This is a genomic window from Methylobacterium sp. Leaf99, from assembly GCF_001422375.1.
GTDB lineage: Bacteria > Pseudomonadota > Alphaproteobacteria > Rhizobiales > Beijerinckiaceae > Methylobacterium.
In genome coordinates, this window is the sequence record NZ_LMMU01000014.1 from 1 (window position 1) to 20,140 (window position 20,140).

Here is a 20,140-nt window from a genome sequence, read left to right on the forward strand (position 1 = left end):
GCCGGATCATCCATCCGATAAATCGTCTCCGAGATGTACCGGCCGCCGCCCCGAGACCCGAAGGTTCCGCTCGCCGCCGCCGATGACCGGGGTATACGGGCCCCAAACCGGGCCGTCAACGGGCAAATGACGGGAGCGCGAAAATCACACGACACTCGTGCGACACGGCACGCCAGACGGATGGCAATGCTCGCAACCAGCCTTCCACGGTGCGGGCAGACCTGCGCCGGTGGGTCTTCCGCAGCATTGTGCCGTCGTCGAAGGCGGGCAGGGGAGGGGCGCGACGCCGTTCGGGTTTGACACCGGTCGAGGCGCCGTGAAAACCGCCGGGCGATGCTCCCGTTCGCGCCGCCGCGGATCGGGCTTCGAATGCCTGTTCGGAACGAAAGAGTCCTGCCTTGACGGATCAACCCGGCGCCGCCCGAACCCCGCTCGCGCCGGCGGATACGGATGCTCCCCCGGTCGAGGCTGATCCGCGCGTCGCGGCTCTGCTGGCCCGGATCGCGACCTTCGCGGCAAATCCCGACCCGGTCGGACGATTCGATTGCCGGGGCCTCGACCTGCGGGGCCTCGGACTCGGTCGCTCGACTCATCCGGTCCGGTCCGGTCCCGTACCGGCCTGGTGGGACAGCCAGCAGGCCGGGCTTCGCCTCGCCGGCGCCGACCTGCGCGAGGCTTCCTTGGAGGAAACCGACCTTGCGGGCGCGAACCTCGCGGGCGCGAACCTGGCCGGAGCCCTCGGCCGCTCGGCCCGCTTCGACGGAGCGGTGCTGGAGGAGGCGGACCTCGGCGGCGCCGATCTCAGCGGGGCCCACTTCACCCAGATCGCCGGCGGCGAGGCCAATTTCGACGAGGCCATGCTGGAGGATGCGCGCTTCGGACAGGCTTCCATGCGCTTCGCCAAGCTGCGCCGCGCGCTCCTCGACGGTGCGGACTTCACCGGCACCGACCTGTGGGGTGCCGACCTGACGGGGGCGGATGCGGACTACACCGTGTTTCGCGGCGCCCGCCTCGACGAGGCGAAGCTCGGCAACGTCAATCTCACCTATGCGGATTTCGAAGGGGCCAGCCTGAAGAAGGCCAACCTCGCCGGTTCGCGCCTGCGGGGCGCCAACTTCACCGGGGTCAAGCTCGACGGGGCGACCCTCGACGGGGCCGACTTTTCCGAGACCAGCCTCGTGCGGCTCAACCTCTCCACCTGCTCCCTGCGTCACGTGCGCTTCGCCGGCGCCTGGCTCAACGGCACGCGGATGCGGGCCGAGCAGCTCGGCGGGGCCGTCGGCGAGGAGATCACCGGGGAGTACAAGGCGGCCCAGGCGAGCTACCTCGCCCTGGAGCAGAACTTCAAGAGCATCGGCGCCCAGGACGAGGCGAGCTGGGCGTACAAGCGCGGCCGCCGCATGGGCCGGTTCCACGCGGGCACGGAGGCGCGGGCGGCCTGGCAGGCCCGCTCCGGCCGGGATCTGGCCCGGCACGGCTACCAGTGGGTCGCCGACCGCTTCGTCGAGTGGCTGTGCGATTACGGCGAGAGCCTGTCGCGGATCGCCAGGGCCTTCGTCCTCGTCATCGGCCTGTTCGCGGCGCTCTACGGCGTCGCCGGCGGACTCATCCGCGAGGGCGGCGACGGCAGCCCGACCTACAACGTCCTCGACCTCGTGAGCTACAGCGCCCTCAACATGATGACGGCCAACCCGCCCGAGATCGGCATCAAGCCCGTCGGGCGCTTCACCAACCTGCTGGTGGGCATCGAGGGCGCGGCGGGCATCATCCTCATGGGCCTGTTCGGCTTCATCCTCGGCAACCGCCTCCGGCGCTGACGCGTTCGGCGAGTGCCGGATTCGCCGGGCTCCTCGCGGAGCCGCCCCCTTTTCCCATCTCCCTCCCAGGCCGCCCGATGACCATAGCCACCCCTTCGGCTTCCGCCGGCAACAGGCGCGGGTCGCGCCTGCTCGCCGGCCTGCCGAGCTCCCCCGTCGCCCTGGTGCTCATCGGCGTCGCCGTGGCGGCGGGCGTCGCGAACTACTGGGTCGGTGAGGTGCGCCGGGCCGAGGGGACGCGCCAGCACGCCATTCTCACCCAGAGCGATCGCCTGCTCGCCAACATGGTCGAGTTGGAGACCGGCATGCGCGGGTACATGCTGTTCGGGGCCGAAGAGTATCTCGAACCCTACGACGCCGCCCAGGGCACCGTCGGCGGACAGCTCGACGCCATCGAGGCCCTGACCAGGGATGCCCCGGGCCCGGGTTCCGGACGCCTGCGCGCGTTCGTCGATGCCAAGCGTACCTTCGCGGCGCGGGTCATTGCGGTGCGCCGGAACGAGGGCTACGACCCGGCCGTGGCGGTGGCGCGGACCGGCGAGGGCAAGCGCACCATGGACGGGGTCCGGGCCGCCGCCAAGGTGATCCAGGACCAGGCCAACGCGACGCTGGTCGAGGTCGAGGGGCAGGACCGGACCTGGTCGTTCGTGCTGCTCCTGATCTCCATCGCCTCGGCCCTCGGAGCCGTCGGCCTCCTCGGCCGCCTCGCCTTCGTGCGCCGGCGCGAGGAGCAGCGCATGGCCGTCCTCCTCGACGGGGTGTTCGCCAACGCCCCCGTCGGCCTCGGCTTCCTCGACCGGGACCTGCGCATCCGCCACATGAACCGGGCGCTCGCCACCATGAACGAGCGCGGCTTCGGGGCCGATCTCGGGGCGCCGATCTGGGCGATGCTGCCGACGCTCCAGGAGCAGCTGACCCCCAAGCTCCGGGCCGCCCGCGACGAGGGCCTCGTCACCACCAACGTCGATGTCGCCGTGCCGACGCCGAGCGCCCCGCGCGGGGTGCGCCACTTCCTCATGAGCTTCTATCCCCTGCGCGGCAGCTCCGGGCCGGCCGGGACCCAGGCCGACGGCGTCGGCCTCGTCGTATCCGACGAGACCCTGCGCAAGCTCTCCGAGGAGCGCATGCGCCACAGCGAGGAGCGCTTCCGCTCCCTCACGGAGGCCACGGCCTCCATCGTCTGGACCACCACTCCCGACGGCGGCTTCGAGGCCGCCCCGTCCGAATGGACCCGCTTCACCGGCCAGACCCCGCAGGCGGCGGCCGGCCACGGCTTCGTCGCGGCGATCTTCCCCGAGGACCGCGATCGGACCATGGCGGCCTGGAACCGGGCGGTGGAAACCGTGTCGCCCTACGAGATCGAGCACCGCATCCGCCGCCACGACGGGTCCTGGCGCTTCATGGCCGCCCGCGCCGTGCCGATCCTCGAGGAGAACGGCACCATCCGCGAATGGGTCGGCGCCCACACGGACATCACCGCGCGCAAGGAGGCGGAACTGGCCCTCGCCGCCGCCAAGGAGGCGGCCGAGGAGGCCAACCGGGCCAAGAGCCAGTTCCTCGCCAACATGAGCCACGAACTGCGCACCCCGCTCTCGGCGGTGATCGGCTACTCGGAGATGCTTCAAGAGGAGATCGAGGATCTCGGCGAGGAGAGCCTCCTCGTCGACATGCGCAAGATCGAGGCGAACGCGCGCCACCTCCTCGGGCTGATCAACGACGTCCTCGACCTGTCCAAGATCGAGGCCGAGCGGATGGAGATCTACGCCGAGACCTTCCCCGTCGCCGAGATCGTGCGCGACGTCGCCTCCACCGTGGAGACCCTCGTCGAGAAGAAGGGCAACACCCTCGCCCTCGACATCGGCGACGGCCTCGGCGAGGCGCATACGGACCAGACCAAGCTGCGCCAGTGTCTCATCAACCTCCTGAGCAACGCGGCGAAGTTCACCGAGGGCGGCCAGATCACCCTCTCGGCCGCGCGCAGCGAGGCGAGCGGGACCGGCTGGCTCAGCTTCAGCGTCACTGATACGGGCATCGGCATGAATCCCGAACAGCAGGCCAAGCTGTTCCAGCGCTTCACCCAGGCCGATGCCTCGACGACGCGGCGCTTCGGCGGCACGGGCCTCGGCCTCGCCATCACCCGGGCCTTCGCCGACATGCTCGGCGGCGCCATCGAGGTCACGAGCCGGGAGGGGGAGGGCACCACCTTCACCCTCCGGGTCCCGGCCCGGTACGTCAGCACCTCGCCCCTCGAGGCCATCGGGCACGAGGGCGCGGACGCGGCGCGCCGTCTCCCCCTCTCCGACATGGTTTCGGGTGGCCACGTCCTCATCATCGACGACGATCCCTCCACCCGCGACCTCCTGGCGCGCTTCCTCGAGAAGGACGGCTTCACCGTGGCGACGGCGAGCGACGGGCGCGAGGGCGTCGAGCGGGCCCGCGCCCTGCGGCCCCGGGTCATCCTCCTCGACGTGACCATGCCGCGCATGGACGGCTGGTCGGTGCTGCGCACCCTGCGGGCCGACCCGGACCTCGGCGCCACGCCGATCATCATGGTCACCGTCCTCGACGAGCAGAACCTCGCCTTCTCCCTCGGCGCCACGGACTACCTGCAGAAGCCCATCGAGTGGGGCCAGCTGAAGACCGCCATGGAGCGGTTCAAGCCGTCGGAGGCCGAGGGGCCGGTGCTCATCATCGACGACGACCCGGATGCCCGCGAGCGCATGTCGGCGATGCTGATCCGCGAGGGCTGGCGGGTCGCCTCCGCCGAGAACGGCATCGCCGGCCTCGAGGCGACGGCGGCCAAGAAACCCTGCCTCATCCTCCTCGACCTGATGATGCCGGAGATGGACGGCTTCGGCTTCCTGCGGGCCCTGCGCGCCAAGCCCGAATGGCGCGACATCCCCGTGGTTGTGCTCACCGCCAAGGACGTGACCGCCGAGGACCGCCGCCGCCTCGCGGGCCAGGCCGACCGGGTGCTGCAGAAGGGCCGCCTCAGCCTGAACGACCTGTCGGAATCCCTGCGCTCGCTGGTGGCGCCGGGGGCATGAGGGCCGGGCGGCCGGTCCTCATGCCGGCCGTCCGGGGCACTCGGCCGGATCGGCCCCGGGGTCGGCCCCTGCCGTGTCCGTGTGCCTCGAAAGCCTGCCCGGCGGAGGATCGGCACGGGAGGGGCCGGTTTCGAGGGCGCGCATGACTGCGGCCCCGCCGCCGGTGGCGCGGGGGATGGCCGGGAAACGGGAGACGCGGGACGCCGCGAAACCACGTTTGTAAAAGTTTAAGCCGGTCCCCCGGCGTCCCCCGGCCCGGCCCGTTTCGGGGCCGGTCCGTTTTTCGTCACGATGTCTTCACGGCGTCGGCGACTCGGCTAGTGGCGGCCCTCCTCCGCGCGACGCGACGCGCCCCTCGCGGGAACGCCGGTGCGCAGCCGACTAATCAGGGCGCTGGGCCCCGAGCCCGCCTCGTAGTGGGCGGACCGTCCGTTCTCTCGGTGCGCCCCAGGGTCCCGGAGCCAGCCTCAGCACGGCCTCCCCGTCCAGGGCACCTTGCGTCGCCGGCGCGGCCCGGGGCGATGGCGACCGGGCCATCGACGCGGGGCACCGTCTCCTCCCCCCGAGCCCCCCGACCCGGTCCGCCGGGGGGCCTCCCNTCGCCGGCGCGGCCCGGGGCGATGGCGACCGGGCCATCGACGCGGGGCACCGTCTCCTCCCCCCGAGCCCCCCGACCCGGTCCGCCGGGGGGCCTCCCATGTGGGCGGCGAGTGACCGGAGACAACCACGGAATAGGAATATTGTCAAGACATTTCGGTGTCTGGGCGCGGGCACCGCAGCGAAAAATCCTTCTCCCCCCTGCGGGAGAAGGTGGCCCGCGAAGCGGGTCGGATGAGGGGGAGCACTGCCTTATCCTGGAAAGTCGCGCTGCCCCTCTCCGCCTGCTCCGCAGGCATCCTCTCCCGCAGAGGATACGGCATTCACACATCTCGCGGGATGCTCGGGCCCCCTCTCCTTCCGGGAGAGGGGGCCTGTCGTGCTCGATGCCGGCTCATTGTGGCTCTCGATATGAGCCACCGGGCGGATGCGTGATTCCGGTAGCCCGCAGAGGGGAGAGGGTTACGCGCTCACGCGCGCAGCCGCGAGAACGCGCCCCCTCGCGCGGCTCAGGCCGGCACGGCGGGGCCAGCGAGGCGCGGAATCGCCGGGGCAGGCGCCTCCACGGCGTCGGGGCGACGCTCGGAGAAGCGCAGGGCCGCGTCCAGCGCCCCGTTCAGGGACGTCACCAGCACGTCGGCCGAGATCGTCCGGCGCAGCCGTTCGAGGGTGGCCGGATCGCGCTCGCGCCAGAACCCGACCAGGACCCGCACGCCCGGAATCGCCTGGCGCGCCTGGCGGACGTTGAGGCGGATCTGGGACAGGCTGACCGGTTCGAGGTAGGAGAAGCACACCATGGCGATGCCCTCCACCACCTCGGGCCGCTCGCCCTGGCGGAGCGCGGCCATGGACATGACCTGGGCCGCGAGCCCGTGCTGGCCGAGGATCTGGCTCAGCATCAGGGTGGCCGCCTCGTCGAACGGTCCGCGGCTCGACACGCACAGGACCGGGCGCGGGCCGCGCCAGCCCGGGGCAAGGTCAGCTTGGGTGCGGACGATGGCGGCGACCTGCCGGTCGGGACCGACGGCGGCCACCGCCGCCGAGGTCTCGCTGTTGCCGGTCTTCGCCCGTCCGCTTTTCGCCCGGCGCACGGGCCGGGTGCCGAGACGGGTGACGACGGTGCGCAGGGACGTGCCGACCTCGCCCTGGCGCGCGCGATCGAGGGCGCCGCGCGCCAAGTCCTCCTGCGCCATCAGCAGGCCGGCGAGGACCACCTCGTCGTAGTAGGTCACCAGGGCCCGGGCCTTGAGGAACAGCTCGCCCTGGTCGATGGCCTCGGCCGGATCGCCCGCCAGCATGCGCTGGTAGAAGATCTCCGGCGGCGACAGGGCCGGCTGGTCGCCCAGGATCACGTCAAGGAACCACAGGCGCTCGATGTGCCGCCCGAGCACCACGAGGCAGACGGTGATGGGGGTGGCCAGCACGAGGCCGATGGGGCCCCACAGGAACGCCCAGAGGGTGGCGGCCAGGATCACCGCGATGGGCGAGAGCCCGGTGGAATGGCCGTAGAGCAGGGGCTCGATGACGTGGCCGGCGATGGGCTCGACCACGAGGAACAGGGCCGCCGTAGCGATGACCATGGTCCAGCCCGGGTCCACCGCCGCCGCCACCACGAGGGGCAGCAGGGCGCTGATGGCGGCCCCCACGTAGGGCACGAAGCGCATGATGGCGGCGAGCACGCCGAACAGGATCGGGTTCGGCACCCCGATCCACCACAGGCCGAGGCCGATGACGAATCCGAACGCGATGTTGAGGCAGAGCTGCGCCAGGAAGAACCGGCTGAGGCGGCTCACCGCGTCGTCGATGGCCGCCGTGGTCCGGCGCAGGTCGCCAGAGCCGGCGAGCCGGATGGCGCGGTTGCGCAGGTCCTCGCGCTGCAGGAGGATGAAGATCGTGAAGATCAGGATCAGGCCGGTGGTGGCGAGCGGATGGAGGATGGGGGCCGCGAAGGCGCCCAGGGTCCCGAGCAATCCGACCTTGGCCGCCGCGATCTGCACGTGGAGCGGACGGTCGAGGCTGCCGGCTTTCGCCGCCTCCGCGACGGCGTCCTTCGCCTCCGGCTGAAGCTGCGCCCCGATATCCTGCGCCATGTCGATCACCCGCGTGAGGGTGCCGCTCCCGGCGGTCGCCTCCTTCAGGGAGGCGATCTTGTCGCGCATGGTGAGCTGATAGCGCGGAAGGTCGGCGGCGAGCTGCGCCGCCTCGTTGGCGATGAGCAGGGCGATGCCGAGCAGCGCCCCGAAGGCGGCGATCACCACGAGCATCACCGCCAGGGCGCGGGGCACGCGGATGCGCCTCAGGAGGCGCACGGCCGGAACCAGGACGAAGCTGAGCAGGATGGCGAGGGTCACCGGCACGAAGATGTCGCGCCCGAGATAGAGCGCCGCCGCGATGGTGATGACGAGGAGGCAGGACGCCAGGGTCGTGAAGACCGGCATCGCCTGCCGGAGCAGGCGGGCGGTGATGGGATCGTCGCTCATGGGTACGCTACGGTCTCGTCAGGGGGAGAGCAACGGAAGTGTCGGGAAGGCGCGCCGGTGGATGGAGTCGCGGGCGAAGGCTTTCAGGCCGCGGGCGCTTGCCCTTAAGCCGCGGGCGCCGGCGAACCGACGGCGGCGTTGATCTGGGTCAGCAGCTTCGAGAAATCGACGGGCTTGGGGTGGTAGTCGTTACACCCCGCCTGGATCGCCTTGTCGCGGTCGCCCGACATGGCATGCGCGGTCAGCGCGATGATCGGGATGCCCTGGGTGTCGCTGCCCGATTTCAGCACGCGGGCGGCCGACCAGCCGTCGAGGATCGGCAGGTTCATGTCGAGGAGGATCACGTCGGGACGGGCGGTGCGGGCCTGCTGCACGCCGGCCTCGCCGTCATGGGCGAGGATGACCTCGTAGCCGCGCCGCTTCAGCCGGCGGGACAGGAAGTCCCAGATTTCCTCGTGGTCTTCCACCAGCAAGATCTTCACCATCATACGCTCCCCTGAATGCCGTCGCGCGGGATCGACCGCGCGGGCCGATCCGCGCCCGTCGCCCCGCATGTCCCGTGCCCGTCGAGGCCCGGGGGTCCGTACCCGCGTTCCGGGCCGGCGCGCGGGGAGGAGCCCCGGCCCGATGCCGGCGCCCCGCACGCCTGTGCCGCCCTGAACGCAAATCCTCCGCCGGGTCCCGGCCACACCCGGCCGACGCCCCCGACCCTTCACCGTGCTGTGAACGCACGAGTCGTGCGAACGGTCCCAACCGATCGGCCCGATCGCGCGGGGGCCGCCGTGGCGGGGCGGAGACGTCAGCGCCGGGTGAACGGGGCCGAGGCGGGCCCCGGCAGGAGACCGCTATCCTGCATCACGATGAGGCCGAGCATCGCCGCCAGCAGGGTCGCTAGGGAGGCGAGGCGGCCGAGATGGCGCCGCCGCACGATCATGACGACGAGGACGACCAGGAACGCGAGGAGGAGCAGGACGGTGAGCATGGCGAGCCGTTCGGGTGGGGACGCGTGGGACGGTCATGGCGCGGTTCCGCCACGGGGGGCATCGGTCGGGGAGCGCCGCCCGGGCTCCGGGCGCGCCGGGAGCTGGACCGCGGCCCCGCGGCGGCCGGAAACGGGGGCGCGGCCACCGGCTTCACCGCCCTACCAAATGCCAAAACCTTCCGGTAGCCTCGGGTGCGGCGCGAAGGCGGGGCACGAAGGCGAGGGACGCATGAACGGGACGCGGCTCCATCCCGGCACCCCGGCACCGGCGGCGGTGCTGGAGCTGCTCAAGCCGGTGACGTGGTTTCCCCCCATGTGGGCCTTCGGCTGCGGCGTCGTCGCCTCGGGCGTGCCGCTCGCGGGGCATTGGGGTGTCGCCCTCACGGGCATCCTGCTCGCCGGCCCCCTGGTCTGCGCCACGAGCCAGGCGGTCAACGACTGGTTCGACCGGGAGGTCGACGCCATCAACGAGCCGCACCGGCCGATTCCCTCGGGCCGCATCCCCGGCCGATGGGGCCTCGCCATCGCCGTGGCCTGGACCGGCCTGTCGCTGGCCGTGGCCGCGAGCCTCGGACTCTGGGTCTTCCTCGCGGCCGTCCTCGGCCTCGCCCTGGCCTGGGCCTACAGCGCGCCGCCCCTGCGGCTGAAGCGGAACGGCTGGTGGGGCAACGCCGCCTGCGGGCTGTGCTACGAGGGCCTGGCCTGGGTGACGGGGGCGGCGGCGATGCTGGACGGCGCCCTGCCGCCGGCGACATCCCTGATCCTGGCCGCCCTCTACAGCGCCGGCGCCCACGGCATCATGACCCTCAACGACTTCAAGTCCGTGGCGGGCGACCGCCAGATGGGCATCCGCTCCCTGCCGGCGAGCCTCGGGCCGGCGCGCGCCGCGCGGGTGGCGTGCTGGGTCATGGCCGTGCCGCAGGGGGCGGTGATCGGCCTCCTCCTGGCCTGGGGCCGCCCGCTCGAGGCCGGCATCGTCGCGGCGCTCCTCATCGGGCAGGCCGCGATGATGCGCCGCTTCCTGGCCAGCCCGACGGAGCGGGCGCTGTGGTACAGCGGCTTCGGCGTGCCCCTCTACGTGTCCGGCATGCTGGCGAGCGCCTTCGCGGCGCGCGCGCTGGCCTGACGGGCACAAGCCCGGTGGGCCGTCAGATGGGCCGGGACCCGCGGGCCGCGTCGTCGTCGGCCGCCAGGAATCCGGCGAGAACCCGCGCAGGCGTCGTGTAGACGATCCGGAGCAGCTTCGGCATCGGTCCGCAGCCGATGCAGACGGCGTAGTCCCACCGTTTCCAGATCCGGGTGTTGCGGGCGTCCACCGCCTGCTGCCGGGCCTGCCCCAACCGGATCAGGCGCCGGGTCTCGGCCGCCGTCTCGTCGCTCGTCGGATCGACCGGTCGGGAGGCGGGTGCGGGACGCGTCCGGGCGCCGTCCTGCGCGGCAACGGAAACCGGGTCCAGGACGGCGAGGGACGAAACGGCGAGGGACAGCAGAGCGAGGGGCGAGGCAGCGGGGCGCATTGGACGATCCTTCTCCTTCGGTGAGTCTTCGACACTTCTTTCGACTACGATCCGGGGTTTATTCAGGTTTCATCGGCGCGTAATTTTTTCTCCGCTTCAGCGAAAACTGTCTTTTGCAATTCTTGTCCGCCGAATGCTTGGGACGCCCAGGTGCCGGCCACCGTCGGGCCCCGGCCGACTCACCCCGGGCCGAGGATCGTCCGCCGCCCGCGTCGCGAAGCGACATCGGGCCGCCGTCCACAACCGGCAGGCCCTCACGCGTCGCACGAACCCTTGTCGCCCCCGCGGAAGTCAGCGAGGTTGCACCAGGGGCAACGCAGCCATGCGGCACCCGACGGGGATCGACGCGGACGGAATGCGGGACAGCAGCCAAGCAAGCGCCGGGTGCGCGAGCCAAGCGGGCGCCGGGGGCGGCCACGCTTTGGTCCGTTTGATGCTAGGCGGGTCCGTCCGGGCATGCCCGGGCCGCGCCGAGCCGTCTCCCACCGCCATCCCCGTCCCTCCGGACTGGCCTGCCCGCGTCCTGCGCGTCCCCCGCACGACGCCCGGCGTCCCGCGCCACCGGGCGACCGGGCGGGCGGGGCCACCCGGCATCCCAATCGACGCGACCGAGGGGGCCGACGCCGCCCCGCCCACAAGGAAGACGATGCGATGAACTACAACTGGAACTGGGGCATCTTCTTCGAGGCGTCGCCGGAGGGGACCGGCACCTACGCGGACATGCTGCTGTCGGGGCTGGCCTGGACGATCGTCACGGCCCTGTGCTCCTGGGTCATCGCGTTCCTCCTCGGCTCCCTCATCGGCGTGATGCGGACCCTGCCGAGCCGGACCGCCAACGCCGTGGGCACGGCCTACGTCGAGCTGTTCCGCAACATCCCGCTCCTGGTGCAGATGTTCCTCTGGTACTTCGTCCTGCCCGAGGTGCTGCCGGAAGAGTGGGGGTCCTGGCTCAAGCAGCTGCCCAACGCGCCGTTCTACACCGCCGTCCTGTGCCTCGGCTTCTTCACGGCCTCCCGCGTGGCCGAGCAGGTCCGCGCCGGAATCCAGTCCCTGCCCCGGGGCCAGAAGATGGCCGGCACGGCTCTGGGCCTCACCGTGGGGCAGACCTACCGCCACGTGCTCCTGCCCAACGCCTACCGCATCATCCTGCCGCCCCTGACCTCCGAGTTCCTGAACAACCTCAAGAACACCTCCGTGGCCCTGACCATCGGCCTGCTCGAACTCACGGCCCGCGCCCGTGCCATGCAGGAATTCTCGTTCCAGGTGTTCGAGGCCTTCACCGCCGCCACGATCCTCTACGTCCTCATCAACGTCGGCGTGATCTTCATCTCGTCCTGGATCGAGCGCCGGGTCGCCATCCCGGGCAGCCGCTGAGGGTGCCATCCTCGCCTTCGCCCCATCAGAGGTAGCCTCCCATGCTCGCCAATTTCGATTTCTCCGTCATCACCAGTTCCCTGCCGTACCTGTTCTTCGAGGGCATGCGCTTCACCCTGACCCTGACGGCCCTCGCGGCCGTCGGCGGCATCGTGCTCGGCACCTTCATCGCGATGATGCGGCTCTCGGGGCTCCCGGTGATCCCCCTGGTGGCCAAGGGCTACGTCAACCTGTTCCGGTCCCTGCCCCTCGTGCTGGTGATCTTCTGGTTCTACTTCCTGGTGCCGTATCTCGGCCAATGGGTGACGGGCGCCGACCGCCCGATGACGGTGGGCGCCTTCACCTCGTCGCTCGTGACCTTCACCCTGTTCGAGGCGGCCTACTTCTCCGAGATCATGCGCGCGGGCATCCAGTCGATCCCCAAGGGGCAGGCGGCGGCCGCCTCGGCCCTCGGCATGACCTACTGGACCTCCATGCGGACGGTGATCCTGCCGCAGGTCTTCCGCAACATGACCCCGATCCTGCTCACCCAGACCATCGTCCTGTTCCAGGATACGTCGCTCGTCTACGTGCTCTCGATCACCGACTTCCTGGGCGCGGCCTCGAAGATCGCCCAGCGCGATGGACGTCTCGTGGAAATGTATTTCTTCGCGGCGGTCGTCTACTTCGCGGTGTGCTTCGCGGCCTCGCTGGCGGTGCGTCAGTTGCAGAAGAAGATCGCCATCATCCGCTGACCGCCCGTCCCTTCACGTCTTCCATCGAGGATCGCCCCATGCGCGCCCCCCTGAACACCGCGTCGGCCCCGTCCGTGACCAACGGCCCGATGATCACCATGACCAACGTCAGCAAATGGTACGGCGACTTCAAAGTGCTGACCGATTGCACCACCGCCGTGAACAAGGGCGAGGTCGTCGTCGTCTGCGGGCCGTCGGGCTCGGGCAAGTCGACCCTCATCAAGTGCGTCAACGCCCTGGAGCCGTTCCAGGAGGGTCAGGTGGTGGTGGACGGCACGCCCGTGCGCGACAAGCGCACCAACCTGCCGAAACTCCGCGCCCGGGTCGGGATGGTGTTCCAGCATTTCGAGCTGTTCCCGCACCTCTCCATCGCCGAGAACCTCACCCTGGCCCAGGTCATGGTGCTGGGGCGCGACCGCGGGGCCGCCCTCGACAGCGGCATGACCCTGCTGGACCGCGTCGGCCTGTCCGCCCATGCCAAGAAGTTCCCCGGCCAGCTCTCCGGCGGCCAGCAGCAGCGCGTCGCCATCGCCCGGGCGCTGGCCATGAACCCCATCGTGATGCTGTTCGACGAACCGACCTCGGCCCTCGATCCCGAGATGGTCGGCGAAGTCCTCGACGTCATGGTCCAGCTCGCCCGCGAGGGCATGACCATGATGTGCGTGACCCACGAGATGGGATTTGCCCGGAAAGTCGCCAACCGGGTGATCTTCATGGACAAGGGCGAGATCGTCGAGGACGCCACCAAGGACGATTTCTTCGGCAACGCCCGTTCGGAGCGCGCCCAGAACTTCCTCTCGAAGATCCTGCAGCACTGAGAAGAGTCCGCAGCGAAAATCCCGCAACGCCGAGCGCGGGGCCGGGCGGGCGGATTCCCGTGCCCCCCCGCGCCGCGGGACATCGCGGCTCCCGAAACCCTTGACCGGAGCGGCGTTCCGGGGCCGGCTCGACGGACGCGTCGGCGCCGGGCCGGCCGCGGATCGGGGGGAGGGCATGGGACGACGGCTTCTCGCCTGGGGCGGCCTCGCCCTGTCGGCCCTGCTCCTGGCGGGCACCGGCGGGGCGCTCCTGCCGCGGGCGCACCTGGCGTGGCGGCTCCTGCGCGCGGCCGACGATCCGCCCGCCCTGGCGCGCCTGCGCCTCGACCCCGTGGCGACGCCCGAACGGGTGGCCGACGAGATCGACGCGGCGGTGGCGGCGCAGGACGACACCCTGGCCCGGAGCTTCCTCGACCTCGCGGACGGGCGCGGCATCCCCGTGGAGGCCGCCCGGCGCGACCGGGTCGCCGCCCTGGGGGAGGGTGCCCCCTTGCGCACGGCGCGGGCCTTCGCCGACGGCGCCCTCACGGGCCGGGCCGACAGCGGCGTCGGCCTCGCCGGCGCCTTCGCGGCGGACCTGACCGGCCTCGGCGACCTGCGCGACCTCGCGCGGGAGGGCGGGCATCTCCTGCGCGACGAGCCCGCCGACACCGTCCTTCTCGGACTGGCGGGCGTCGGGCTGGCGGCGACGGCGGCGACCTACGCGGGCGGCCTCGGCGCCGTGGCGCGGGGCGGCGCGACCCTGCTCAAGACGGCCCACCGATCGGGGCGCCTGTCGCGTCCCCTCGCCGCCCATCTCGCCCGGCTGGCGCGGGAAAGCGTCGATCCGGGCGCCGTGCGCGCCATGGCGCTGGCCGCCGGCCGCCTCGACCTCGCCGGGGCCCGCACCGCCGCGCGGGCGGGCTTGCGCACGGGCGCCGTCGCCGAGCTGACGGCGCTGGGCGGCCGGGCCTACGCCCTGCAGGGGCGGATGGGGACGCGGGGCGTCCTGCAGGTCCTGTCCCTGGCGCGGTCCCCGGCCGAGATCGGCCGCGTGGTCCGCCTGGCGGAGGGCATGGGGCCGGCGACGCGGGCGGTCCTCAAGCTCCTCGACCGCGCCGCCCTGGTGATCGGCGCCGTGCTGACGGAGCTGGTGCGAACGGTCGGGCTGGCCCTGGGCTGGTGCTGGGGCGTCACCCTGTTCTGCCGCCGCCTGGGGCTCGCCATCGGGCGCCTGATCTGGGCGGAGCCGGGCCGGGCCCGAACGCCGCGTGGGGCCGGGACCGGGAGCCGGGCGCCGTCCACCATCGCCGCGGCGACGGGCGCCTGATCGGACCGAGCCGAACCCGGCCTGCGAAAACCACCGGCCCGCGCCGGGCCGCGCGGGCCGTCACAGGCCGTCACGGGCCGCGGATTCGGACGGGCGTCGGACCGGCGGAGGCCGTCACGGGCCGCGCGCCGCGCGCCAGCGCCTCGTAGCGCCCGACCTTGCGGGCGGCGACGGCGAACAGGGCGGCGAAGATCAGCATCGCCCCGTCGAACCATGCGAACAGCATGTCGCCCCCGGTTCCACGCACGGGGTGCCGCGGCAGGGTGAGGATATCGGCCGCGACGACGAGAACGCAGAGGATCGCCACCGCCGCCAGCCCCTCGCACCACGCGCGGCGCGGCGGACGGACGAGGGGCAGCAACGCGGTGAGGATCCAGGCGCCGAAGAAGGCGCGGATCTCCCACTCCGCGCGCCCGGCGAGGTCCACGGCCAGGAGCCGGTTGGCGAGGAAGTAGGCGGCCACCGCCGCCGGCAGGCCCGCGACGGTGCCGACGTTCAGGGCCTGGACCAGCCGCAGGCCGGGGAAGGCGCGGTCACCGGGCTTCGGCAGGCGCGCCACCGACCACAGCACGAGGCCCGTCGCCACCATGGCGCAGCCCATCAGCCCGGACAGGAAGAACAGCAAGCGCAGGGCCGGACCGGCGAAATGCGCCTCGTGCAGGCCGACCAGGGTGGCGAAGGTCCGGGTCGCGGGCTTCAGGGCATCCGCGCTCCCTTCCAGGAACGCGCCCGAGGGGCCGTCGAAGGCGATCTGCGGATGCGCGTGCGCGAGCCCGTGCGGCGCCTCGAACAGGGCGATCACCGTGGCGTGCGCGTCCTTCGGATTGCGGATCGCGATCCGCTCCAGGGTCTCCGGGCGCGCGGCGACGGCCCGCAGCACCAGGGGACCGAGGGGCGCCAGGGTGCCGGGCCGCCCGGCGGGCGGGCGCAGGCGCGGGACCTGGCCGCTCTCGGCGAACAGCGCCTGCGTGTCGCCGTTATAGGCGGCCGTGACGCCCCAGGGCATGTACATCAGGGCGAGGATGGCGAGGCCCGTATAGGTGATCATCAGGTGGAACGGCAGGGCCAGCACGCCCGTGACGTTGTGCGCGTCGAGCCATCCGCGCCGGGCCGCCTTGTCCCGCCGGAAGGTGAACACGTCCGCGAAGATGCGCCGGTGGGTGACGATCCCGGAGATCAGCGCCACCAGCATGATCATCGCGCAGAAGCCGACGATCCAGCGGCCCCAGAGCGGGGCCAGGTGCAGCTCGAAATGGAACTGGTAGAGAAAGTCGCCGCCCCTGGTGTCGCGCACCGGCGCGGGTGTGCCGGTCTCCGGGTCGAGGAGGACGTGCCCCGGCGGCACGCCGGGCGCGTTGCGCCAGAACAGCTCCACCACCGGCTTGTCGGGGCGCGGCGGCGTGATGAACCACCCCCGCGCCGCGCCCGCGTGGGTTTGCAGGTAGGCGACGCCGCGCTCCACCGACGCGGCCACCGCCGCCGGCGGGAGGGCCGTCCGGGTGCCGAGTTCGGGCTGCATCCAGCGGGTGATCTCGGGCCGGTAGTAGCTCGCCGTGCCGGTGACGAAGACCGCGAACAGCACCCAGCCGACCACGAGGCCGGACCAGGTGTGCAGCCACGCCATGGACTGGCGGAGGGTTGCCCTCATGGCCCGCGCTCCGGGCCGATCAGAAATCGACGGTGGCGGACAGGATGAAGGTCCGGGGCGCCCCGACCGCCAGGAAGCCGCGCGCGGCGGAGGCCCAATACGAATCGTCGAACAGGTTCTGCACCGTGGCCCGCATCACCACGGGCTTGCCGTTCACGCCCTCGAAGGCGTAGCGCAGGCCGGCATCGAACCGCGTCCAGTCGGGGACCGACTGGGTGTTGGCCTGATCGTAGAACATGCGGCTGGTGTAGATCGCCCGCCCGGTCAGGGTCAGGCCCGGCGCCAGCCACGGCGGCAGGTCGACCTCGCCGTAGAGGTTGAACGCCGCATCGGGCACGCCGGGCGCGGCCTTGCCGTCGAACTGGCGGCCCACGGTGTTGACGAGCTTCGCGTCGATGAGGGTGAGGCCGCCGAGCAGCCGCACGCCCGGGACGAGCTCGCCGAACACGTTGAACTCGATGCCGCGGTTGCGCTGCAGGCCGCTGACGGAGAACAGCCGGGTGGCCGGGTCGGTGAACGCGCTCGGCTGCTCGATCTCGAACAGGGAGGTCGTGACCGAGACGGTGCCGAGGTCGACCTTCGCGCCGACCTCCTTCTGCCGGCTGACCACGGGGGCGAAGACCGCGTTCGCGTTGACCGCGACCGCCGGTGCGGATGGCCCCGCGTCGAGGGATTCGATGTAGTTTCCGTAGAACGAGAGGTTCTCGAACGGCCGGACCACCAGGGCGATGGCGGGGCTGAACCGGCCCTCGCGATAGCCCGTCGCCGGCGTCCCCTGGGTCGGTCCCGGCCGGGTGACGTAGCTGCGCAGGTCGATCTCCTGGAAGCGCCCGCCGAGGGTCAGCAGGAAGCGGTCGTCGCCGAGGGACAGGGTGTCGGCGACGGCGACGCTGCGGGCGTAGAGTTCGGTGAAGAGGGGCTGCCGATCGGAGCGGGGGAACGCGACCGTGGGCACGGAGCCGAACGGCAGATCGACGGGGTTGTCGATGTTGATCGGGTAGGTCGGCAGGGCGAACGGGACGAAGCCCCGCGAAAAGTTCTTGTTGACCGCCTCGACGGCCGCGACGGTGAATTGATGCCCGATGAAGCCGGTCTGGAAGGCCGTGCGCAGCCCCACCTCGCCGGTGAAGCCCTGCAGCTCCAGGGGCTGGATCGCGAGGGAATTCGTCGCCAGCCCCGTGGGGCTCGTGACGCGGTAGTTCGAGGTCAGGAAGTCCTCGTTGTAGCGGCTGAGGCCGCCGGCCGCGTAGATCGTCGTCTCGGGCAGCACGTCGAACTCGACCCGGCCGGCGGCCATGTTGTAGCGGCTGTCGTTGTACTCGAACGCGTTCGCGGTGTTGCGGCGGGCGTTGGGCGCCCGCGGCACGGGGATATTCGGCGCCACCGCGTTGAACAGCGAGGTCGGCGCGGTGACGTTCTGCGTCGAATGGTTGAAGTCGAACGACGCGCGGAAGCGGTCGTTGCGGTAGTCGATCCCGAGGGCCGCGACGCCGACCTCGATGGCGTTCTTGTCGAGCGGCGTGTCGCCGTTGCGATAGGCGCCGTTGAAGCGCACGCCCCATTCCTTGAAGGTGCCGAAGCGGCGCCCGAGGTCGAGATGGGTCCCGAACTGAGAGTCGCTGAAGTAGCTCGTGGTCACCCGCGTGAGCGGCGCGTCATAGGCGCGCTTCGGCACGAGGTTGATGGTGCCGCCGACCCGTCCGGTGCCGCCACTGAGGAGGGCGGTGGGCCCGAGCAGGACTTCGACCCGCTCCAGACCCTCGGTGAAGCTGCGGCGCGGATTGGCGATGTAGAACAGGCCGTCGAAGGCGGTGTCGAGGTTGGTGACCGAGAAGCCGCGGATGAAGTACGAATCGCGCTCGCTGTAGGGCGGGGCGTCGCTGCGCACGGACGGGTTGTTCAGCACCACGTCGCCGACGGAGCGCGCCTCCTGGTCGTTGATGAGTTTTTCCGTATAGCCGGTGACGTTGAACGGGGTCTTCAGGACCGAGCGGTTGCCCAGCAGGCCGACCCGGGTTCCCGTGCCGACCTGGCCGCCCGCGTAGGGCACCGGCGGCTGGCCCACGGTTCCGGAGCGCGGCGGCAGACCCGTGGGCGCCCCGCGGCCCTGGGGCTGCCCGGCGACGTGCAGTTCCTCGAGGGCCACGGACCCCGCCGCCCCCCCGAGCTGGACGTAGCGCGGGTTCACCAGGGTGATGGTGGAGGGGCCCACGGCGCGGAACGTCAGGTCGGTGCCCTCCAGAATCCTGCCGAGGCCGTCGAGGGGTTCGAACGCGCCCTCGGCGCCGTTCGTCGTCAGGCGGGCGGTGAGCTCCGTCGCGTAGACCAGCTTCACCCGCGCCTGTTCGGTGAAGGCGACAAGGGCGGATTCGAGGGGGCCCTTCGGGATCGTCAGGACGACGCTGCCCGCCGCCCGCGGCGGGGCCGAAGGCTCCGGCGCCAGGGCGAGGATAGTCGCCGCCCGGCCCTTGCCCGGCGGCGTGCGGCGGGTTTCCTCGCCCTGGACGGCCGCCGGAACCAGCAGGAGCATCGACGCGCCGGCCATCGACAACCCGGACATCGACGCGCGGGCGAGGGTCGTTCCCGCCCGTCGCCCACATCCAAACCCACGCCCTCGCACCGCCATTGCACGCCCCATCCTCTGCCCGGAGGGGCGGCCCGCTTGGCGTTCGCTCGTCCCCTGCCGAGAGAGATCAACGGAGCGCCGATCTCCTGACGTCCGAGGGCGAATTTTTTTCAGAGCGGGGATCCGACCAGGACGAGGAGCGGGGTCAGGCGGGTGAGGCGCACCCCCATGGTCGCCCCGATCGCCGCCAGGGCGTCGTCGGTGTTCTGTGGGTCGAACGCCCCGGTGACGCGCCGTTCGCCGGCCCTGGCGTCGAGCAGGACGATGCGCCCGTGGCGATAGCGCTCGAGCTCCGCCAGGACGACGGAGAGCCGTTCGCCGGAGAAGATCAGGCGGCCGTCCCGCCAGGCCAGGGTCCGATCCACGTCCGCCCCGACGACGGCAAGGGACGCATCGTCCTCGCGGCGGACCACTTCGCCCGCCGAGATCAGCCGATGCCGGCCGGAGGCCGCGACGTCGACGCGCCCTTCGGCGACCCCCACGGGCCTGTCCGTGCCGTCGGCGCGGACGAAGAAGCGGGTGCCGACGGCGCGGACACTCAACCCGTCGCCGCGGACGACGAAGGGGCGCCGTGGGTCGGAGACGACGTCGAAGAAGGCCTCGCCGCGCAGGAGTTCGACCCCGCGTTCGGTCGCGCTGAAGCGCAGGGCGACGGCCGTGTCGGTGTTGAGGGCGATGCGGCTGCCATCGGCGAGGGTCGCATGCGCGATCTCGCCGACGCCGCTCCACAGATCGGACCGCAGGCGATCGAGGAGGCCGAGCCCATGGGCGAAGGCGGCGCTCAGGACGGCCACGACGGCGAGGCCGGCCAGTTTCTTCGGGACTCCGCGCCGCCGCCGGGGATCGGGGACGTGCCCCAGCCTGTGCCACAACGCCTCCATCTCGGCGTACGCGGCCCCATGGGCCGGATCGGCCGCGCGCCAGAGGTCGAAGGCGTCATGGTCCGTCTGCGTCGCATCGGGCGAGGAGAGCCGCGCGACCCAGCCGGCGGCGGCCGCGTGGATCGGGTCTTCCCCGGCCGGGTTTTCCCCGGACGGATCTTGGGAGGCCGGATCTTGGGAGGCCGGATCTCCGGAGCCCCGATCCCGGCCGCCTGCCGCCCGTGCAGCGGTCTTGTCGCCGTTCGCCACGGTTCTGCTCCCCGCCGGGTCAGACCGGGGCCGGGTCGCCCCCCGGGCCCGGACCGCCCGG

14 protein-coding genes are annotated in these 20,140 nt (G+C 71.9%); 7 read left to right on the top strand and 7 right to left on the bottom strand.

All coding sequences use genetic code 11. The annotated features are described in order from the left end of the window. Nucleotides 1-398: 398 nt before the first annotated feature. Nucleotides 399-1,817 carry a pentapeptide repeat-containing protein gene (locus tag ASF28_RS20845; protein ID WP_082476712.1) on the top strand — a complete coding sequence of 473 codons (1,419 nt, stop codon included), beginning with the start codon at nucleotides 399-401 and terminating at the stop codon, nucleotides 1,815-1,817. 77 nt (nucleotides 1,818-1,894) lie between these two features. Next, on the top strand, nucleotides 1,895-4,864 hold the full coding sequence (locus ASF28_RS20850) for a response regulator (RefSeq protein ID WP_056097302.1): 2,970 nt from the start codon (nucleotides 1,895-1,897) through the stop codon (nucleotides 4,862-4,864). A gap of 1,106 nt (nucleotides 4,865-5,970) precedes the next feature. On the opposite strand, the gene ASF28_RS20855 is transcribed toward ASF28_RS20850, so the two are convergent. From ASF28_RS20855 to ASF28_RS20865, 3 genes are all read right to left on the bottom strand, one after another. After that, complete coding sequence (locus tag ASF28_RS20855) at nucleotides 5,971-7,941, bottom strand: AI-2E family transporter (RefSeq protein ID WP_056097304.1); 1,971 nt, start codon at nucleotides 7,939-7,941, stop codon at nucleotides 5,971-5,973. Between the two features lie 104 nt (nucleotides 7,942-8,045). Further along, nucleotides 8,046-8,426, bottom strand: coding sequence for a response regulator (locus ASF28_RS20860; protein WP_056097440.1), 381 nt, complete (start codon nucleotides 8,424-8,426; stop codon nucleotides 8,046-8,048). A gap of 314 nt (nucleotides 8,427-8,740) precedes the next feature. After that, nucleotides 8,741-8,923 (bottom strand): hypothetical protein, encoded by a 183-nt coding sequence (locus ASF28_RS20865; RefSeq protein WP_056097306.1) that lies wholly within the window; start codon nucleotides 8,921-8,923, stop codon nucleotides 8,741-8,743. 229 nt (nucleotides 8,924-9,152) lie between these two features. On the opposite strand from ASF28_RS20865, the gene chlG reads away from it, so the two are divergent. Next, nucleotides 9,153-10,049: a chlorophyll synthase ChlG gene (chlG, locus tag ASF28_RS20870; protein WP_056097308.1), complete on the top strand. Its 897-nt coding sequence runs from the start codon at nucleotides 9,153-9,155 to the stop codon at nucleotides 10,047-10,049. Nucleotides 10,050-10,071: 22 nt separating this feature from the next. On the opposite strand, the gene ASF28_RS20875 is transcribed toward chlG, so the two are convergent. Further along, a complete protein-coding gene (locus ASF28_RS20875; RefSeq protein WP_056097309.1) occupies nucleotides 10,072-10,440 on the bottom strand; it encodes a hypothetical protein in 369 nt (122 codons plus the stop codon). 651 nt (nucleotides 10,441-11,091) lie between these two features. Here ASF28_RS20875 and ASF28_RS20880 point away from each other — a divergent pair. From ASF28_RS20880 to ASF28_RS20895, 4 genes are all read left to right on the top strand, one after another. Continuing rightward, nucleotides 11,092-11,814, top strand: coding sequence for an amino acid ABC transporter permease (locus ASF28_RS20880; RefSeq protein ID WP_056097311.1), 723 nt, complete (start codon nucleotides 11,092-11,094; stop codon nucleotides 11,812-11,814). Nucleotides 11,815-11,855: 41 nt separating this feature from the next. Then, nucleotides 11,856-12,548 (top strand): amino acid ABC transporter permease, encoded by a 693-nt coding sequence (locus ASF28_RS20885; RefSeq protein ID WP_056097313.1) that lies wholly within the window; start codon nucleotides 11,856-11,858, stop codon nucleotides 12,546-12,548. An 89-nt stretch (nucleotides 12,549-12,637) separates the two neighbouring features. After that, on the top strand, nucleotides 12,638-13,366 hold the full coding sequence (locus ASF28_RS20890; protein WP_056097442.1) for an amino acid ABC transporter ATP-binding protein: 729 nt from the start codon (nucleotides 12,638-12,640) through the stop codon (nucleotides 13,364-13,366). Nucleotides 13,367-13,541: 175 nt separating this feature from the next. Then, nucleotides 13,542-14,675: a hypothetical protein gene (locus tag ASF28_RS20895; protein ID WP_157085682.1), complete on the top strand. Its 1,134-nt coding sequence runs from the start codon at nucleotides 13,542-13,544 to the stop codon at nucleotides 14,673-14,675. 70 nt (nucleotides 14,676-14,745) lie between these two features. Here ASF28_RS20895 and ASF28_RS20900 read toward each other — a convergent pair whose 3' ends face one another. The 3 genes from ASF28_RS20900 to ASF28_RS20910 all read right to left on the bottom strand — a co-directional run bounded on the left by ASF28_RS20900 (nucleotide 14,746) and on the right by ASF28_RS20910 (nucleotide 19,953). Then, complete coding sequence (locus ASF28_RS20900) at nucleotides 14,746-16,323, bottom strand: PepSY-associated TM helix domain-containing protein (RefSeq protein WP_056097316.1); 1,578 nt, start codon at nucleotides 16,321-16,323, stop codon at nucleotides 14,746-14,748. Between the two features lie 19 nt (nucleotides 16,324-16,342). Then, entirely contained in the window at nucleotides 16,343-18,883 is a 2,541-nt protein-coding gene (locus tag ASF28_RS20905) for a TonB-dependent receptor (RefSeq protein WP_056097317.1), read from the bottom strand. A 176-nt stretch (nucleotides 18,884-19,059) separates the two neighbouring features. Beyond that, nucleotides 19,060-19,953 (bottom strand): FecR family protein, encoded by an 894-nt coding sequence (locus tag ASF28_RS20910; RefSeq protein WP_056097443.1) that lies wholly within the window; start codon nucleotides 19,951-19,953, stop codon nucleotides 19,060-19,062. Nucleotides 19,954-20,140 lie beyond the last annotated feature (187 nt).

Excerpts from the sequence above, each read along its gene's own strand:
- ASF28_RS20850 (WP_056097302.1), top strand. The coding sequence starts at position 1,895 with ATGACCATAGCCACCCCTTCGGCTTCCGCCGGCAACAGGCGCGGGTCG.
- ASF28_RS20855 (WP_056097304.1), bottom strand. The coding sequence starts at position 7,941 with ATGAGCGACGATCCCATCACCGCCCGCCTGCTCCGGCAGGCGATGCCG.
- ASF28_RS20860 (WP_056097440.1), bottom strand. The coding sequence starts at position 8,426 with ATGGTGAAGATCTTGCTGGTGGAAGACCACGAGGAAATCTGGGACTTC.
- ASF28_RS20865 (WP_056097306.1), bottom strand. The coding sequence starts at position 8,923 with ATGCTCACCGTCCTGCTCCTCCTCGCGTTCCTGGTCGTCCTCGTCGTC.
- chlG (WP_056097308.1), top strand. The coding sequence starts at position 9,153 with ATGAACGGGACGCGGCTCCATCCCGGCACCCCGGCACCGGCGGCGGTG.
- ASF28_RS20875 (WP_056097309.1), bottom strand. The coding sequence starts at position 10,440 with ATGCGCCCCGCTGCCTCGCCCCTCGCTCTGCTGTCCCTCGCCGTTTCG.
- ASF28_RS20880 (WP_056097311.1), top strand. The coding sequence starts at position 11,092 with ATGAACTACAACTGGAACTGGGGCATCTTCTTCGAGGCGTCGCCGGAG.
- ASF28_RS20885 (WP_056097313.1), top strand. The coding sequence starts at position 11,856 with ATGCTCGCCAATTTCGATTTCTCCGTCATCACCAGTTCCCTGCCGTAC.
- ASF28_RS20890 (WP_056097442.1), top strand. The coding sequence starts at position 12,638 with ATGATCACCATGACCAACGTCAGCAAATGGTACGGCGACTTCAAAGTG.
- ASF28_RS20895 (WP_157085682.1), top strand. The coding sequence starts at position 13,542 with ATGGGACGACGGCTTCTCGCCTGGGGCGGCCTCGCCCTGTCGGCCCTG.
- ASF28_RS20900 (WP_056097316.1), bottom strand. The coding sequence starts at position 16,323 with ATGAGGGCAACCCTCCGCCAGTCCATGGCGTGGCTGCACACCTGGTCC.
- ASF28_RS20905 (WP_056097317.1), bottom strand. The coding sequence starts at position 18,883 with ATGTCCGGGTTGTCGATGGCCGGCGCGTCGATGCTCCTGCTGGTTCCG.